14 protein-coding genes and 1 tRNA gene are annotated in these 17318 nt (G+C 48.1%); 9 read left to right on the forward strand and 6 right to left on the reverse strand.

The genetic code is table 11. The features are described 5' to 3' along the window. The first annotated feature begins 128 nt into the window (after positions 1 to 128). Both PV02_RS01075 and PV02_RS01080 read left to right on the forward strand, forming a co-directional pair. A complete protein-coding gene (locus PV02_RS01075; RefSeq protein WP_256621506.1) occupies positions 129 to 2678 on the forward strand; it encodes a LamG-like jellyroll fold domain-containing protein in 2550 nt (849 codons plus the stop codon). A gap of 860 nt (positions 2679 to 3538) precedes the next feature. Beyond that, positions 3539 to 4468 carry a hypothetical protein gene (locus PV02_RS01080; protein ID WP_256621508.1) on the forward strand — a complete coding sequence of 310 codons (930 nt, stop codon included), beginning with the start codon at positions 3539 to 3541 and terminating at the stop codon, positions 4466 to 4468. Positions 4469 to 4545: 77 nt separating this feature from the next. Here the strand turns inward: PV02_RS01080 and PV02_RS01085 are convergent, their stop codons facing one another. After that, positions 4546 to 5298: an acyl-CoA dehydratase activase gene (locus tag PV02_RS01085; protein WP_256621509.1), complete on the reverse strand. Its 753-nt coding sequence runs from the start codon at positions 5296 to 5298 to the stop codon at positions 4546 to 4548. Positions 5299 to 5303: 5 nt separating this feature from the next. After that, complete coding sequence (locus tag PV02_RS01090) at positions 5304 to 6449, reverse strand: double-cubane-cluster-containing anaerobic reductase (RefSeq protein ID WP_256621511.1); 1146 nt, start codon at positions 6447 to 6449, stop codon at positions 5304 to 5306. 259 nt (positions 6450 to 6708) lie between these two features. Between PV02_RS01090 and PV02_RS01095 the strand changes: the two genes are divergently transcribed. From PV02_RS01095 to PV02_RS01105, 3 genes are all read left to right on the forward strand, one after another. Further along, on the forward strand, positions 6709 to 7119 hold the full coding sequence (locus PV02_RS01095; protein WP_256621512.1) for a threonyl-tRNA synthetase editing domain-containing protein: 411 nt from the start codon (positions 6709 to 6711) through the stop codon (positions 7117 to 7119). 72 nt (positions 7120 to 7191) lie between these two features. Then, on the forward strand, positions 7192 to 7524 hold the full coding sequence (locus PV02_RS01100) for a CGGC domain-containing protein (RefSeq protein ID WP_256621513.1): 333 nt from the start codon (positions 7192 to 7194) through the stop codon (positions 7522 to 7524). A gap of 533 nt (positions 7525 to 8057) precedes the next feature. After that, entirely contained in the window at positions 8058 to 9356 is a 1299-nt protein-coding gene (locus PV02_RS01105) for a GntP family permease (RefSeq protein WP_256621514.1), read from the forward strand. Positions 9357 to 9585: 229 nt separating this feature from the next. Here PV02_RS01105 and PV02_RS01110 read toward each other — a convergent pair. From PV02_RS01110 to PV02_RS01120, 3 genes are all read right to left on the reverse strand, one after another. Beyond that, a tRNA-Val gene (locus PV02_RS01110) sits at positions 9586 to 9659 on the reverse strand. A 65-nt stretch (positions 9660 to 9724) separates the two neighbouring features. Then, complete coding sequence (locus PV02_RS01115; protein ID WP_256621515.1) at positions 9725 to 9922, reverse strand: hypothetical protein; 198 nt, start codon at positions 9920 to 9922, stop codon at positions 9725 to 9727. A 164-nt stretch (positions 9923 to 10086) separates the two neighbouring features. Continuing rightward, positions 10087 to 10539, reverse strand: coding sequence for a YqaA family protein (locus PV02_RS01120; protein WP_256621517.1), 453 nt, complete (start codon positions 10537 to 10539; stop codon positions 10087 to 10089). 201 nt (positions 10540 to 10740) lie between these two features. On the opposite strand from PV02_RS01120, the gene PV02_RS01125 reads away from it, so the two are divergent. Continuing rightward, entirely contained in the window at positions 10741 to 13077 is a 2337-nt protein-coding gene (locus PV02_RS01125; RefSeq protein WP_256621518.1) for a PAS domain S-box protein, read from the forward strand. Here PV02_RS01125 and PV02_RS01130 read toward each other — a convergent pair. After that, a complete protein-coding gene (locus PV02_RS01130; RefSeq protein WP_256621520.1) occupies positions 13071 to 14405 on the reverse strand; it encodes a DUF4139 domain-containing protein in 1335 nt (444 codons plus the stop codon). The two genes, PV02_RS01125 and PV02_RS01130, sit on opposite strands and share 7 nt — an antisense overlap. A 205-nt stretch (positions 14406 to 14610) precedes the next feature. On the opposite strand from PV02_RS01130, the gene nth reads away from it, so the two are divergent. The 3 genes from nth (at position 14611) to tpiA (ending at position 17317) form a co-directional block, all read left to right on the forward strand. Then, complete coding sequence (gene nth / locus PV02_RS01135) at positions 14611 to 15222, forward strand: endonuclease III (RefSeq protein ID WP_256621521.1); 612 nt, start codon at positions 14611 to 14613, stop codon at positions 15220 to 15222. A gap of 165 nt (positions 15223 to 15387) precedes the next feature. After that, positions 15388 to 16566, forward strand: a complete 1179-nt coding sequence (locus tag PV02_RS01140) for a bifunctional 5,6,7,8-tetrahydromethanopterin hydro-lyase/3-hexulose-6-phosphate synthase (RefSeq protein WP_256621522.1) — start codon at positions 15388 to 15390, stop codon at positions 16564 to 16566. 79 nt (positions 16567 to 16645) lie between these two features. Further along, complete coding sequence (gene tpiA / locus PV02_RS01145; protein WP_256621524.1) at positions 16646 to 17317, forward strand: triose-phosphate isomerase; 672 nt, start codon at positions 16646 to 16648, stop codon at positions 17315 to 17317. Position 17318: the final 1 nt, after the last annotated feature.

The following is a 17318-nucleotide window of genomic DNA, read 5'->3' on the forward strand; positions in this document are numbered from 1 at the left end:
CTTAAATCATTTGTTATATTTATACAATTATTATGCTAGGGAAAATTAATTAAAAAACCTTTTGTTAATTATATAAATATCACTGTATGATCCACTACCTCTTAAAAAAAAGCCCAAGGTGTTATAATTTGTCAAAAACCACGCGATACTCATTCCTGATCTTACTGGCCACTATACTGATATTAACTCCGCTTGCTTCGGCAAATCATCTTGGAGAAGACCTTATACAAAATTCCGGTTTTGAAGACTGGAACGTTGGAAAGCCCCTTTACTGGACCACGCCGAACGCTGACTGGAATGTCGTACAGGTCAGGGGGGAAGAAGGAAACTATGCTTTGATGCTTGAAACCAGTAAGTACGCCTCTACTGCCAAGGGTGTTATGGAAAGCGAAAGTTTCGATGCAGAAGAAGGAGATATGTTCCTTGTTACAGCACGGGTTAAAAGCACCAACGCAGTCGAGACTAAAGCAGTGATAAGGGGCTATAACAGTGAGAGGAAAAGCTGGGTCACACTTAAGACTTTCAATCCTTCATCTGATAAGCAGCACGCATTCATAACAGTGCCTGAGAACATAAACGCTCTCCGGGTGAGGCTTGAAGCCGGATACGTGAGCGACAAAGACAAGGGTGCTGCAAGGTCCTCTTTTGATGAAATGAGAATCATAGACCCTGCTGTGGAAAACGCAGAATTCTACGTCAGTAAGGGAACAGTGAATAAGGGCGGGCCTTTGACCATAGGTCCTTATGAACTGAGTCTTGAGGAAGCAAAGGGCAGTAAAGCACTTATCAAAGTCTCTTCCTCTGGCAAGACGATCAATTCCGCAGTACTGGCACCAAACGAGCCTGTAGAGTTCAGGTCAGAAGGTGACAAGTATCTCGTATTCCAGGTCGATGATGTCTTTATAACTTCAGAACACCCCGAGATCAGACTAAGCGAGTTGCTGGCAGGCAGAATAATTTCTGAAGCTCCGGCGATTAAGCCGGTCAAAGAAGAAAACCTTATACTGTATTTGCCGCTTGACGAGAATGCAGATCTCGCAGCATACGATTACAGCGGGGGGAACAATCATGCCACTATCTATGGAGCCGAATGGATAAAAGGCATGGAAAACTATGCTCTTCGGTTAGACGGGCTGACGGATTATATAGAGGTACCTAACACGAAAGATAAATTTGAAGAGGGCGACCATACATTTTCATTATGGGTGAAATCCACAGGAATCCGGGACAGCACAAAGTATGTCCTGTGTCACTATAACTGGCGCATTATATGGCAATCGGACACGAAAATCGGCTTCAGTACAGGCAGAATGAATAACAAGGATGGTCCCACATATACCGTCACTGCGGATGTAGCAGAGATTAAAGACGAATGGATCCATGTGGCAGGCGTATACAAACCCTCTGAGAATAGAATCCTCTTGTACATCAACGGAGAACTCGCAGGAGAAGAAAAGATTGGCGAAGACAGTATATGGAAAGACTACGGGAGCCATAATCTGTTGATCGGGACCTCCAAACACGGTTCAGCAACATTCTTTGAGGGAACTGTCGATGAAGTGCGCATCTATGACCGTGCCCTCACCCAGCAGGAAATAAGGGGACTGATGTCCAAGCCGCTTGGACTTTCAGGGATCTCCTCATACCAAAGTTCCATGTCGCTTGAGAGAGGTATGACTTTACCAACAGGGAACGGTTTCCGGATACAGTACTCAGATACGCCTTCTCCGAACCTTGCACTTGTAGACGGGGAGCAGACATATAGGTATGCACTTGCGAATGTATCAGCGGGGCAGATCATATTTTTGAAGAACGCCTCGGGTGTGCCTGCGGTGAGGCTGACTGTAGACAAGATAACTGATAAAATGCTGAGCCTGTCGGACATATGGGTTGCTGACGAAAAAGCGAACGTGCCTGTCCTGAAGGTCAAGTCGATCGATCTTCCAAAGATAAGGGCTTATGAGCCTGCAGTAGTCAAAGTGACAATATTCAACGATGGACAGAAACCCTATCCAGGGGACGGTAGCGGGTCTATAGACCTGTATCTTGGTGAAGACGAAGTGGGAAGCATCAGCATTTTCGGAAGCCTGGCTCCCGGGGAGACGCTGGTACACAGCTTCGAACTGAACTCCAAAGAAGCCGGCGATAACGAACTGAGGGCTGTTGTCAGTACTAAATATGGCACTGAAAGCTTAAGCAATGCGATCAGGATCCAGGCTCCCATAAACCCTCCCGTGAGCGGTATTCCCCTGTACGTGGAAGAAACGGAGTCGGGAATAAAACTGGGCCTGATATTAAAAGGTCCGGGTATTAATGGGGAGTCGTGGAAGGATGATGCACAAGTATCCATTAGATTACTGAGCCCTCTCGGGTCAAGGACCTTCCTTGACAGGTCATACCCGATATCAGGAACCGAAAATAGTATCGAGATACCCTACGAGGACTTCTACCAGGGTGATGGGCAATACCTGATAACCGTTAAGTTCAGAGAGGGCGAGAATATTGTCGTGACAAAAGTGTCCGGAGAAGATGGTATCTATAATCCTCCAGACAATTACTACTTACTGCTCTTATTGCCAGTACCGGTAGTAGTCTACATTGCCAGAAGGAAACTGTTCACGAGAACGGAAAAAAGGAACCAGGTATCCGGAGAAGGAACTGAAAGACTACAGTTGTAAATGCCATAATATCCAGGTTCCAAAAACAACTTCTTTAAAGTACCTGATATTACGGTCACAAGCTTTACTCCAGATACTTCTCCCGGGACATGAGCTGACAAAGTCCAGGCAGTGCAAAGGCTCATTGTCCACGTATTTCTTTAAGGCCGGAATGACATGCCGAATCCCTCTTTTATTCCCGGAGCATGCATAATGTGCTGATCATAGAAGAGCCGTCGTTTTTTCCGGCACACTGCTTAAGATCACTCATGAGTAACATCATTTCTAAGGAATAATGCTAAATATTGGAAGTGCATATTGCCAATTAAATATATAATATGAAGAATAAATAAGATGATTAATGCAAGAGGAACGAACCTGATGTTAAAAATGGATAATAATGCCTGCCTGGCAGCCCCTGGGCTCGGGAGTTTCCCGGTCTGGCTTCCAGACACGTACAGGGGTCTGCCGTTCAAGGGTGTTCAATATGCTTGAACATATGAATGCCACTAAGAAAAATGTGTTAGTGCCATTGACTTTGGTCTTTCTTTGACCAGCAGGGATTATTTGTGGAATTTAAGAACATACCCTCCTCTTTTTATGAACATGGATTTCTTATACGTGTGCATAAAAGGTACATACAAACGTTAATTGTAAAGAGCATCAATTCGCCGTATCGGCTGCAGTTCCGGCCGACTACAGCGGAGAAGTTCAGCGACTCTGGATTTCGTTAGGGACATATTGATTAAAGTGCGGCGGTGCCAGTATGAATGAACAGCTCTATTATAAGGATCAGTTCCGAAGCTTGAGGAATATATCAAGAAAGAGGAATTCCTGCTTATTGCATAATATGGGGATATGGGAGTCAAAGGGGCTTCTCCGTGGAATACGAAGATGTCATCAGGATCTACGAATTCAAGCTGGTAAAAAAGGAGTATGAGAAAATGGATGGAAAAGGATTACTGAATATGAGATACGCAAGCGTTGCGGTGACTGTGGCAATAGTGATAATGCTCGTTTTGTCCGGACCTGCAACTGCAGTGCAGATCAGACTGAATATAGACAACAACACACCCGTTCAGGGTGAAGAGATCACATTCACTGTTACAGCAGACATAACGGGGATGGACAGGTACGTTCCGATGAAGGACTTCTCATTGTTGCTCTATGATAATGACGGAATCGTGCGAAGTGTCGTTTTTGCGCCCAACGGGACCATTCTCTCTGATAGTCCGGGAGTGACCATCGACCCAATATCAGTCCCGTCATCATCGGATTTCGGTTATGGCTATGGTTATGGTTATGACTATGGCTATGGTTATGGATACAACTTCGGTTATGGTTATGGGTACGCTGCAAATAACGGGGCCGGTGGCTCTGCGCGCATCTACGCATACAATGTCTCCATGGACACAAGCAGCCTCGATGCAGGAGAATATAGTGCAAGAGTGATGCTCAACACAGGCAACGGTATAAAACCGGATTTCTCCTCGGTTTCAGTTAAATTCAGCATCTTGCCTGAAGAGCCTGCGAACAACCCGTCTGAAAGACTCAAAGACCTTCAGAGTTACATCTGCAGTTTGGAAGGTGTTGACACGGGTACCAAGAACTCTCTTGCGGCAAATCTCAATAACGCAATTATAATGATCGAGAAGGAAGACTACGAAAAGAGCACCCAGAGACTTGAGAAGATAATCGGATCTATCCAGGAACAATATCTCCCAAGGAACAGATTGTCTTCAGAACAGGCGGAATACATAGTTAGTGAGCTGGAAAGTATCATAGAGCTCATGCAGAAAGGAGAGGGATGATCTCTCCTTGCCTTTTCTTTTTCTTATTATGCTCTGATATCAGTTCTTTCTGAACGTTGCGCAGCATAAAACTCCCTTCAATCGATTCTGTACAGTGCTGCCCCCAATGCTCCAGTGACCTGAGGTTCAGGAGGCACATTAAGTGATATGCCCAGCTCTTTCTCAAGTGCTGCTTTGATACCTGCATTCTTTGCCACTCCTCCCACAAAGGCCACATTTCTTTTAAGCCCCACTTGCCGGGCCATGACAGCAACCCTCCTGGCAATGCTCTCAACAAGCCCGGCTGCGATATCCTCTTTTGAATAGCCTTTTGCACGCAGCGATATCACTTCCGATTCCGCAAAAACGGTGCACATGCTGCTTATGCCTGCAGGTGATCTTGAAGCAAGCGCCATCCTTGCAAGTTCCTCTATTGGCACTTCGAGCGCCCTTGCAGTATACTCCAGGAATTTACCTGTGCCAGCAGCGCATTTGTCGTTCATCAGGAAATCAGTTACTTTCCCTTTGCTGACCGCTATTACCTTACAGTCCTGGCCTCCAATATCTATTATGCCTTCTACTTCCGGGTATAGGTGATGTACGCCCTTTGCATGGGCAGTTATCTCACTGATGGACCTGTCGGCAAATCTTATGCTGTTCCTGCCATATCCCGTTGAATATACGTGATCCACCTCTTCTCTTCCAATTCCGGCGCTTCCAAGCACATCTTCGTATGCCTTTTCTGCAGCAGAAACAAAATCAAATTCAGTGGACCGGATGGATTGAACGATGCTGCTGTCCTCCTTGACAAGCACCGCCTTGGTCGTAGCGGAACCTGCATCAATTCCCACCGAGATCAGGAGATCATCTCCATGAATGCATCTACACGAAGTCCGATTTGCTCAACGTCAGAGTCACTGTAATCCGTTTCAATAGAGAGCATTGGGATCCCGGCTTCCTTCAGGGCCTTCTGTACCTTCTGCTTTTCGATGTTGTACCCGTGGCAGAACTGCAGTGTATAGTGGATCACGCCATCGACCCTGAACTCTCTGGCAAGTTCGAGGATATTATCTATGCGCCTGTCGTTGGGGCTCATGCAGGAGCATGGTATTTTTATGTACCTTTCGGCCAGTGCGGTCATCGGATCCTTATCCTCGTCTACCAGGTACCAGAAAGACCTTGTACCGGTACAACTTTCCTCCGCAACAATGACGCCGCCTCTGCTCTCTATGATATCGGTCACTTTCGTGTTACCTCCTGGCATTGGGCAGCCTGAGACCATTATCCTGGGCTTACGGACCTGCCCGGGCTCGACGCTCTCCACTTCTTCGATAAGCATTCGCAGGTATTCCTTAAGCTTATCGGGCGATAAGAAATACTGCTTTTGAAGGATTTTCAGCACCTGGGAGCCACTTATGGGGCTTGGATCCTCTTTACGTAGTTCATAGAGCCTGTGAAATAGCCGTCTTGTCTCATTCGAGGATCTGATCTCCTGCCTTAATCCTTCGGTAGTCACTTTGTTGCCTGTAAGCTGTTCCATAACACCTCTGAATTTTTCGAGCTCGGATAAGAAATACTTCAGGGCTTCAGGAGTGTCAGGCTTTTGGGGAAGGTCAATTACATAGGTTGGAACATACTCCCCAAGCAGTTCATACATCTTCTTCTTACTGTCACAGGTATTCTCGGCTACGATCATATCCACCATACTGAAGTGAGAACAGGATCTTATGCCTGAGCAGCCATTATTGACAATTGAGCCGAAAGAAGACTTGACAAGCGGGCAGATGTTTCTTGGCAGATACTGCTCTGCTATCGATACGGTGTCATTCTTGCCTCCGCAGAGTATTACACGGTCAGCTCCGGCTGCAAAAATGATCTCGTCAGGTACGAAGAGGCAGAAAGTGCCGACTAGTTTCTTTCCAGACCTTCTTTGATCAGCTATCTGGCTAATGCGCTCGCCATATGAGTTTTTGAGATATTCGATAGTTTTAAAGCACTGCATTGTCTCTTCAGGCTTTGTCCTTAACCAATATTAAGCCTTTTGAGGATATCCGCCAGGCTCCGGTTCCCTGAGTCCGCGCCAGAGGAAACACTGATACGGAACTTATCAATGCCTTCGACAATAGTAATGCCATGAATATAGCATGCAGAATATGTATATATGAAAGAAGCCCGCTCCTTATTCTTGCAATATGACTGCTTGGTGAACCGGGGAGAAGGAGATACGCCATAACGACTGATGTTTATAAGGAGCGGGGCATATGAAACTGCTACTATTCGATGTGGAATATTTTTGGTTTGATACTCATTGCAAGACAATTGAAAGCGTGGAGGATGTCGAGATCGAAGAGAGGATAGAGAACACTGCTGTCGTTTTCATACATGCCGAATCGGAAGACGAGGAAAGAAAGAGCAAGATCGTCAAAAGCGCAGTGGGGAACATCAAATGGTATCTCAATAAGGTGAATAAGGACAAGATCGTATTACATTCCTTTGCTCATCTGTCATCCAGCAAATCATCACCGGAGTTCGCAATGGAAGTTATCGTATCGATTGAAGAGAAACTGAGGAGCAAAGGCATAAGCGTTTATACGGTGCCTTTTGGATATCTTTACCAATTCTCTATTCATGTTAAAGGTGAATCCCTTGCAAAGGTCTTCGTTGAGATCTGAAAATGCCGGCATGCCGGACACTTCAGTTTTGCTGGCGGAAAGTGTATTTATAAATGTGAAAGAGGCGGAATTATGAAAGCAGGGTTGATCAGGTGTATGCAGACAGAGGACATATGTCCCGCAACAACGGATTTGATGGTTATGAAGGAGAAAAAGCTTGCATTCGAAGGCGTCGAGGATGAGATAGAAGTGATCGGTGTTGTCTCATGCGGCGGTTGCCCGGGAAAGAAAGCGGTCTGGAGGGCTGCTGAAATGGTCAGGCGCGGAGCTGACACGATTGTTCTTGCTTCATGTATCACGCGAGGAAATCCTATCGGTTTTGCCTGTCCGCATGCCGGACAGATGAGAACGGCAATTGAAAAGAAGATTGGCGATTCGATACGATTAATTGATTATACTCATTAGTGATCCTGTAAAAATCCTTTATTCCCGGGCTGACACCGGTATAAGTGTTTCAGGAGGGCTTCTGCTATGAGTAGTCGTAAATGGCATCTCAATGTCATGACAGTAGAAAGAGTCTCCTGGATTCTGACTGGCCCCGTACAGGGCACCACGATTGTTGGAAGGGCCCGTTACCTGAAATAAGGTGCAGCCGGAAAACGAGGATGCAGTGAGTAATGGAGAAGCCCATGGTGTGAAGATACTCACTGACTGACAGGTTTTTTCTTCCGTCTGTAAAAGGTCATTCAATTTGATCTAATTTTCTTATAATAACTAAGGATGTAGTGTTAGGGACGTTTGTTAGAAAAATTAATAATCATCTTAAGCCCTTACTTATTCTGTAAAAGAGTGTGGTGGTTATGTATCTCAAAAAAAATCTGCTGTTAATAGCTGTGCTTATCTTTCAGATTTGCATGATGTATGCAGTGAGAAATGCAAATCCGGGTCTAGTCGGGCCAGACGGGAATATAATAACGCAACATAGGAAGGAAGAGTAAATGAACCCGATGCTCATTTTCCTTGTAGCGCTGGTTTTCATACTGGTTCTTACTGCGCGGTTAAGGGTCCATCCATTTATCAGTCTGATAGCAGGGTCTGTTCTGGTGGGATTCCTTGCGGGTGAAACCGAAGCGATAATTGAAACAGTAACCGCGGGCATGAGTAACATTTTCTCACAATATGCTATTACAGTTACCTCTGGAAGCATAATAGGCGTGATACTGCATAAGAGCGGGGCGACTGCACTGATAGCCAGGGATATTACAAAGCTCTTCAAGAAACCCATACTGGCAATCGGCCTGCTCGGATTTGCCTTTGCGGTCCCCATGATGTGCCTGATACTGGCTTTCATCATATTCCTTCCAGTTGCTAAAGACATGAGTACTAGGTATGGGTTTCCAAAGGGGCTTACTGAAGTTGTTCTTGCGCTTGCGACAATGGCATCTTTCGGTCTCCTGTACCCTTCACCAGGTATCTACGCCTTTGTAAATCAAATGGGGCCTGCGGAGGTAGGGGTAATCAAGGTATTAATGATAGGATCTGTTATCGCCATTGTAGCAATGTTAGCAGGTTACCTGTATGCTGCAAAATATTATGGGTTCAGTATAAGCACCGATCATATACAAAACGCTGTCAACGGGTATACGACGGATGAGAAAGAGATAGCAGTATTCAGGACTGCCTCTTACACACCTATTGTCGTTCCTGTCGTGCTCATTGTCGCACGCCTGTTTACAAACGTCCCGATCATCGAGTTCGTTGGCCATGAAAGCATGGCCCTTCTGGCAGGCGCCATACTTGCAATGGTACTTTTTACCCGGAGCCATACATCTCCTGATATAAGGGCATGGGTGGAAAAGGGAATACGCAGGGCAGGATTAGTACTGCTGGATATCTGTGGGGGAGGTGCGCTTGGGGCTGCTTTAGCACTTGCAGGTGTAGGCGAGGCACTCGGGGACACACTCTTAGAATCAAGCATACCCGCATTGCTTATACCATTCCTTATTGCTGCAGCTGTGCAGACTGTCCAGGGTTCAAGAATGGTGACGCTGTTCATCGCATCCGCGCTCGTGATACCTATTATGCCGGAACTGGCCTTGCCTGCCGAGATCGTTCTGTTCTCAATGGCTTCGGGAACATTCCTTATATCCCATTTCAACGACCCGTACTTCTGGATATTGGCCGATTTTGCAGAGATGGAGACTCCCGAAGTGCTGAAGACATATACTATCGGCGGAGCGATCATGGGTGTGTCCAGCCTCCTTCTCACAGGTGCGATCTATATGGTATTTTACTGAACGGGCCAATTCCCGTTCAGACAATACCATCCCGCCGCCCTGTCAAGGCGTGTCCGGGACTTTACTTCGGTTAACCAAGTAGTACCAACATCGGAAAGGTAAATAGATGATGGCCCCGCGGAGATCCAGAACCCAGATCCTGTTTCTGGAGCACGGTTCGAGGCATCTCGCTGCGCACGATACCGCAAAAGGGATGAACTGGTAACAATGAAAATGTATAAAACAAGAGTGGGCCCGCGGAGATTCGAACTCCGGACCTCCGCCGTGTGAAGGCGACGTCATGACCAGCTAGACCACGAGCCCATGGACAAGAGGTGTAAATGGATATGCAAGGCTATATAATTATCGCATCGAAAGTGATGCAGAGTTCAGTTGGACCTTGTCCTTACAAGGGCATAGGTGATGAGCGATATAAGCACTGCGCCGCTGATCACTGACATAAGGGCTATTTCCTGAGGCAGGTAACTGTAGGCCAGTATCGCTATCAGCGTTCCGGCCACGAATGCAACCGGTATCAGCACAGAGTTTTTTACAAGCTCTTTTTGGTCTATGTCGAACGTGGTCATGATATATCCAGTCCATTGTTATTAACATCTATTATATATTTAAGGATATATTGATACCCGGGTATTTAAGCCTATCTAATGTTCCTGTGTAAAAACAACTGGCTCAGGTAGTATCCCGAAAGGCGGTATCCTGAAGTCTGATGTATTGGTATCTGGTCACCGGCTTATATGCCTGCGGCAATATACGCCAGCACCAAGTAACGTGCGAACTTCCCGATAAAAACATAAATGGAGAATATCCTGAAATTAAGCTTTAGGAGCCCTCCTGATGCTGTAATGGCATCGCCTATGAGAGGCACCCAGGTAAACAGCAGGGCATACGAGCCATATCTCGTAAACCATCTGTCTGCCTTCTCGAGATCCTTCCTTGAAATGGACAGGTATTTCTCTATGACCCCTGTTCGTCCTTTAAGGCCTATGTAATACGTTGTGCAGGCTCCCAAGTAATTTCCTGTCGTTGCTACGAGGACCACTACGGGAAGATCATAACCGGACCTTATAAGCAGTATCACAAGAGCTTCTGAACCTATGGGAAGAACAGTTGATGCCAGGAAACTTGTGATAAAGAGGCTCATGTATGCATAGGCGGATACGGGGATCATGAGCTGCTCAAACATAAAACCCTCCATTGTCCTGCCCGTTTAAGAACCTATGCCCGCAGCAGGCCAGGTCCGATGTTTTTGTACTGAATTATCAGAAAGAACATTTGATTTCCTGCCCTGAATTTAATTATTTCGGCAAAGGAAAATTTATTATATATAATGCATCGCTATAATACTACATTCAAGGCCCGAGGGCAGAAACAACCGGTACGCAGCATGAGCGATAAAAACAGATCGAAAATACTCGTTGTCGACGACGACGTCCTTAACGTCAGGTTAATCGAAGCCCAACTTATGGCTGATTACGAAGTGAAGGCTGCCTACAGCGGGGAAGAGGCCCTTGATATCATTGACTCTGAAAGACCCGACCTTGTAATTCTTGATGTCATGATGCCGGGCATGAGCGGCTATGAAGTATGCAGCAGGATGAGGTCCTCAAAGGAAACCTGCTTCATTCCGGTCATAATGGTCACATCTCTCTCTTCCAGGGATGACCGGCTGGAGGGTATCAAGGCCGGTGCCGACGAGTTCCTCACAAAGCCTGTTGACAGGTTTGAAGTCCTGACACGTGTAAGGACCCTGTTAAAGAACAAACTGCTCTACGATGAACTGGCTGCAGAGAGCCGGAAAACAAAGCAGTATCTCGATATTGCAGGCAGCATGATCGTTGCCATAGATGCGGGCCACAAAGTCACCCTTTCCAACTCAAGATGCAATGAAGTGCTTGGTTATGCTGAAGGGGAACTTATCGGATCAGACTGGCTGGAACGTGTCATTCCTCCCGAAGAGCGGGTTCTTACCGAGTCCCTGTTTGCGAGGGCGGGGACGGACGTTCCGGGTAATCCTGAAAGTTTCGAGGGCCATGTTGTTACCAGGACCGGGCAAAAAAGGCTGATATGCTGGCGTAACTCCTTTATCATTGATAGCTCGGGTATGATCGCAACCATCCTCTGTTCCGGTACGGATGTCACCGATCAGAGGAGCGCAGAACAAAAGATAAAGACTTCAGAGGAGAAGTTCAGGGCCCTTTTCGAGAATTCCGTAGATCCTATAATGATACTTGATATGAACTGCACTATCCTGGAGGTGAACCCTTCTCTGTGCGATCTGCTCCTGTACAGCAAGGAAGAGCTTTTGCATTTCTCGAAATCCCATCTGGTCCCGCCTGAGCATTTGCACAAGTGCAAGGAAGACTTTGCAGCTGTCATAGAAAAAGGGCATGTAGTGTTTGAGACCGAATGCCTCAGGAAAGACGGTTGCCGGGTTCCGGTGGAGATGAGTGTCAAGCTGATTGAATATGATGGAAGGCCTGCAATTCTAAGCAGCGGGCGTGATATTACTGAAAGAAGGAGGGCTGAGCAGACCCTTCGGGAAAGCGAGGAAAAGTTCCGCCTGCTTGCAGAGAATGCCAGTGATGTCATCTGGACCATGGACAGGGAGGGCAGGTTCCTGTATGTCAGCCCGTCTGTCCTTAAACTGAGGGGCTATACGCCTGAAAAAGTGATGGGCCAGAGTCTCGTTGAGATCTTCCCTCAGGACAGCATTTCCAGGATCAGGCTTGCAATAGATGCTTTTTTTGAGGATTTCCGGAAAACCGGCAAGAACAACCGTACGGAGGTCCTGGAGGTGGAACAATTCCACAAGGATGGTCACCGGATCTGGACAGAGTCAATTGCACGTCCTGTGTTCGACGAAAAAGGCCAGTTCAGGTTCTTCCTGGGCGTGAGCCGTGATATAAGCGAACGTAAGAAAGCCCAGGAGTCTATCCGCAGATATATCGATGACCTGGCAAAGGCCAATGAGTCACTTCAGTCCCTGGACCGGATGAAGGATGAGTTCATCTCAAACCTCAGCCATGAACTGAAGACTCCCCTCATATCCATAAAAGGTTACAGTGAACTTGTGCACGATGAGGTGCTGGGCCCCCTGAACGAAAAACAAAGGAACGCCATGCAGATAGTCCTTGACAAGTACGATCACCTGAGTTTCCTGCTTGATTCCCTCATCTACATAAGTATCGTCAGGTCCGGCAAAGTAAGCTACAGGTTTGACCCCCTCCGTATAGAGGATGCATTGAAAAAGGTCATGGACTACTTCAGTTTCAAGGCGGCAGACAAGAAGATAAGGATGTTCCGCAATTTTGAAAAAGATCTTCCCCTCATCAGGGGCGACGTGGAATATATCCCTTACCTCTTCAGGTCCCTTCTTGACAATGCTATCAAGTTCAGCAGGAATGAAGGCTTTATCGATGTATCAGCTTTCAGGGACAAGGGCGACGTGCATGTCGTGATAACAGATAAGGGTATAGGCATTCCCCCTGCTGAGTTCACTAATATATTCAACCCCTTCTATCAGGTGGACAGCTCAATGACAAGAAAGTACGGGGGCAGCGGGTTGGGGCTTTACGTCAGTAAGACGATTGCTGAAGTACATGGCGGGAAGATCTGGATCGAGAGTGCAGAGGGAAGCGGTACTGCGGTACATGTATCATTTCCTTCCTACACTCCCTCGCATATAGCTGCTACCGAATCCTCTAAGTCTGATCCTCAGTAAGGGATCGCCTGCTGATAGCGTACCTCCACTGTGTATGTCAGTGTCTCCTCTCCGTCTGCCGGGACATCCACGTCAAACTCGGCGGTGAATGCGTCCACTTTCGTATAGTTGTGTGAGGAGTTGGTTATTTCCCAGTCCCCGTATATGTTCTCGACCACAGTGACATTCACATCCTCTGGCTTCTGGTTCGTGAGATTTATGCTGTAACTTCTCCGCTCTGCGGATTCACCCAGGCTCTGGAAGTCTGTCTGGGTCTTCTCCCCGGTAATATCAAAAGCATATCCTACGAACATGCGCACTTCCTGTCCTATGGCCGTGTGTCTTATCTCATCCTCTCCGACAAACTGCAGCATCCCGTCGGAATCCTCCGCATAGGTGCTGACTATACCTCCCGGAAGGGGTATCCCAAGCCCGTTGGATTCTGTGTTCTCAGTGCTCATCATAACCTTTATCCTGTCACTTATACTGCTCTCAAAAAGATACTCCCTTTCCACAGGCACGTCTCTTTCGGACAGCAGCGATATCTGTTTAGTCTCGCCGTCCTCCAGACTTGTGGTCCTGTTCAGGGTATATATGTGATATTCGAACAGCGACTCCTCATTGAATTGCTCCGGTGCCTGCTCGCTTACTGCTTGGTCGGTGGCATATTCGGGATCGGCACCTCCGGACACCCTGCGCACGTCCCCTGCGATCAGTTTGATCCTGGCGTCATTGAAGCCGGTGCCTGCCTGGTTATCTATGGTGGCCCACCCGTCAATGCTGGCCTGGCTCTCATTGTCCGTGAGCCTCACAATGTAGTTGGCCTCCCAGTTAATATCCTCTGTCAGGTAGGACATCAGCAGTGTCCTGCTTCCTGCCTCCGGGGAGTATATCTGCCAGGTGAGTGCAGGCCCTGCAAGGATATCTCCACTGGCTTCGAACTCTATTCTTGAGGGATCCATGAATGTGATGATGTTCCCGGAACTATCGATGACTATCCTGCCGTTCTCATGGCTTAGCAGTATTCCCGTATAGGAGCTGCCTGCCTCGTCTGTGACAGTGATCTCCCTGCCCAGGCTATTTTGCAACAGCCTGGTGACGGTGGCGTTATCAGTACTGAACTGCTGCTCTATAATGTAAGTTCCATTCTGCTCTGTGTCTTCAAGGATGACCGAACCCGGATCTATCCGGGAAGCAACGCCTGTTATATTGACAACGTTGATACCTTCCTGAAGGTCCACCGTTATACTTTCCCTTACGAGTGCAATGTTCTGGGAATATATTGTAAGTTCTGTGCCTTCACTGGTGTTCTGTGCTGAGGCACTGCCCATCAGGGTTAATGCCTGCATTTCCTGAGTATACAGCAACGAAGCGGCTGCAATAAAAAGAACAATAGATAATGCGTAAGTATATAATTTATTCACTCCCATGAATAAAAATAAGGTCCCCTAGTATAAAATACATGCCTTTAGATACTGAACTATGTGTCCCTGGCAGTGTCTCTCAGGCAATATTACAGAAAACGGTTTATAATTTGCTAATCTACAATCCCTGATGTTTGCCGACGAACTTATTTCCTGTCTCAGGGAGATGTATCCGGGGGGCTATTCCCATACCTGCAGGGACCCCTTCTATATGCTGGTATCCACGGTGCTTTCCCAGCGGACACGCGATGAGGTGACCATTCCGGCGACAAAGAGGCTCTTTGCAGTCTATGACACTCCCCGGAAGATGGCGGAAGCCGATGCCGAGGATATACAGGCCCTGATCAGGGATGTGGGCTTCTACAGGGTCAAAGCCCGGCGCATTGTCGAGATATCCCGCATCATACTGCAGGACTATGGGGGTGTTGTTCCCAACAGCATGGAAGAACTGCTCCGCTTGCCCGGTGTGGGGCGAAAGACTGCCAACTGCGTGCTTGGCTATGCCTACGAGCAGGATGTCATAGCAGTGGATACTCACGTGCACAGGATCTCGAACCGGCTGGGTCTGGTAAAAACCTCCGGGCCGGATGAAACGGAGAAGGAACTTGAGAAAGTGGTCCCAAAGGATGCGTGGAAAGATGTTAACGGCCTGATGGTGCTTTTCGGTCAGAGCATATGCCGTCCGACGTCTCCCAGATGCGAGGAATGCAGGCTTAAAGCCATCTGCCCACGAATATTGTAACCTGGATCGGTAGTTTCTGTCTGAAAAGCATATCCTTTTTGAAGAAGGTATTTATTATAATACTATATATTGCACGCATAACATGCCTTGTGCCGCAACTGTCATATAAAAAGTGCCGGTTCTGCACGGGTACGATAGATCCCATTTATCTATGTAGGTGAATTGATGTTCTTAATCGGAGAAGCTCTAATTGGCGAGGCACCAGAACTCGCGCACGTTGACCTCATGATCGGTAACAAGAACGGTCCTGTAGGTCAGGCATTTGCAAACGGCTTAACACAGCTGTCAGTAGGACACACCCCTCTGCTCTCAGTCATACGTCCCAACCTTCCAACAAAACCTGCGACGCTCATAGTCCCGAAGGTCACTGTTAAGAACATGGACCAGGCAGCCCAGATCTTCGGCCCTGCACAGGCCGCTGTGGCAAAGGCAGTGGCCGACGCCCTTGAGGAGGGCGTGTTCGGCGAGATGGACATCGAGGACATCGTTGTCGTTGCAAGCGTTTTCATCCACCCTGAGGCCAAGGACTACAACAGGATATACAGGTACAACTACGGGGCAACCAAGCTGGCCGTGAAGCGCGCCCTGGAAGGATTCCCGGATGCAGGCACAGTGCTCAAGGAGAAGGACAGGATGGGACACGCAATAATGGGATTCAAGGTCACAAGGCTCTGGAATCCGCCATACCTGCAGGTTGCACTGGATAACCCCAATATCGAGGCAATCCTCAGCGTCGTGAACCAGCTGCCAAAGAGCGACCACGTAATACTGGAAGCAGGCACGCCTCTCATCAAGCGCTATGGTGTCGACGTCATCTCAAGGCTCAGGGAAGTCCGCCCGGATGCGTTCATCGTTGCCGACCTCAAGACCCTGGACACCGGTAACCTCGAGGCCCGCATGGTTGCAGATGCAACCGCAGACGCCATAGTGGTCTCGGCACTGGCACCTGTGGCAACCCTCAACAAGGCTATCGAGGAAGCTCACAAGACCGGAATATATGCTGTCATGGACACCCTGAACTGCCCGGACCCTGTGGCAGTGCTCAAACAGCTCAAGGAACTGCCTGACGTTGTGGAACTGCACCGTGCCATCGACATCGAGCACACCGAGCATGCATGGGGCAACATCCAGAGCATCAAGGCCCTCTCCCCAAAGATCCTTGTGGCAGTGGCCGGCGGTATCCGCATCGATACAATGCCCGATGCACTCAAGGCAGGCGCAGACATCCTTGTGGTAGGCAGGGCAATCACCAACGCCAAGGATGTAAGACAAGTCGCCGAGAAGTTCATTGAAGGCCTCAACAACCCTGAGATCGACCAGTTCAGGGTAATGACAGACTTCTGAGCATACAATCCCGCGTGTGTTACATAACAACACACGCTTTTTTCTATTTTGAGGTATTATCTCTCTCCGGAGAGATTACATGAGTTCGACATTAATAGTTTTGAACCTGAAGACCTTCCTTGAGAGTACAGGAGAAGGTGCTGTGAGGATAGCACGCTCATGCAGGGAAGTTGCGGACGATTCCGGCATAGATATTGCAGTAGCACCCCAGTTCTGCGATATTTACAGGGTCTCCTCCCAGGTGGATATTCCTGTTTATGCGCAGCATCTGGACAGCGTGGGTGCAGGAAGCTTTACAGGGCATGCTTTTGCTCAGTGCATTAAGGATGCGGGAGCAGTCGGCACTCTGATCAACCACTCCGAATACCGCCTGACGCTTGCAAACATCGATGCGTCGGTAAGCAAGGCACGGGAGACAGGTCTGGCAAGCATAGTATGCACTAACAATGTGGCAACCTCCGCAGCAGCCGCAGCCCTGGGCCCTGATTATGTCGCTGTGGAACCCCCCGAGCTTATCGGCAGCGGCATCCCGGTGTCAAAAGCCGATCCGCAGGTGGTCACAGGATCAGTGGATGCGGTCAGGAGAGTGAACCCGTCAGTCAACGTCCTGTGCGGTGCAGGCATATCAAAAGGGGAGGACCTTGAGGCAGCCCTTGAGCTGGGTTCGGTGGGCGTGCTGCTGGCATCGGGTATTGTCAGGGCCAAGGATCCCAAAGCCGCCCTCGAAGACCTCGTAAGCAGGGTAAGGTAAC

Source organism: Methanolobus chelungpuianus, from assembly GCF_024500045.1.
GTDB classification, from domain to species: domain Archaea; phylum Halobacteriota; class Methanosarcinia; order Methanosarcinales; family Methanosarcinaceae; genus Methanolobus; species Methanolobus chelungpuianus.

Coding starts and splice junctions, on each gene's coding strand:
- PV02_RS01090 (WP_256621511.1), bottom strand. CDS start 6,449: ATGCAGTGCTTTAAAACTATCGAATATCTCAAAAACTCATATGGCGAG.
- PV02_RS01095 (WP_256621512.1), top strand. CDS start 6,709: ATGAAACTGCTACTATTCGATGTGGAATATTTTTGGTTTGATACTCAT.
- PV02_RS01100 (WP_256621513.1), top strand. CDS start 7,192: ATGAAAGCAGGGTTGATCAGGTGTATGCAGACAGAGGACATATGTCCC.
- PV02_RS01105 (WP_256621514.1), top strand. CDS start 8,058: ATGAACCCGATGCTCATTTTCCTTGTAGCGCTGGTTTTCATACTGGTT.
- PV02_RS01115 (WP_256621515.1), bottom strand. CDS start 9,922: ATGACCACGTTCGACATAGACCAAAAAGAGCTTGTAAAAAACTCTGTG.
- PV02_RS01120 (WP_256621517.1), bottom strand. CDS start 10,539: ATGTTTGAGCAGCTCATGATCCCCGTATCCGCCTATGCATACATGAGC.
- PV02_RS01125 (WP_256621518.1), top strand. CDS start 10,741: ATGAGCGATAAAAACAGATCGAAAATACTCGTTGTCGACGACGACGTC.
- PV02_RS01130 (WP_256621520.1), bottom strand. CDS start 14,405: ATGCAGGCATTAACCCTGATGGGCAGTGCCTCAGCACAGAACACCAGT.
- nth (WP_256621521.1), top strand. CDS start 14,611: ATGTTTGCCGACGAACTTATTTCCTGTCTCAGGGAGATGTATCCGGGG.
- PV02_RS01140 (WP_256621522.1), top strand. CDS start 15,388: ATGTTCTTAATCGGAGAAGCTCTAATTGGCGAGGCACCAGAACTCGCG.
- tpiA (WP_256621524.1), top strand. CDS start 16,646: ATGAGTTCGACATTAATAGTTTTGAACCTGAAGACCTTCCTTGAGAGT.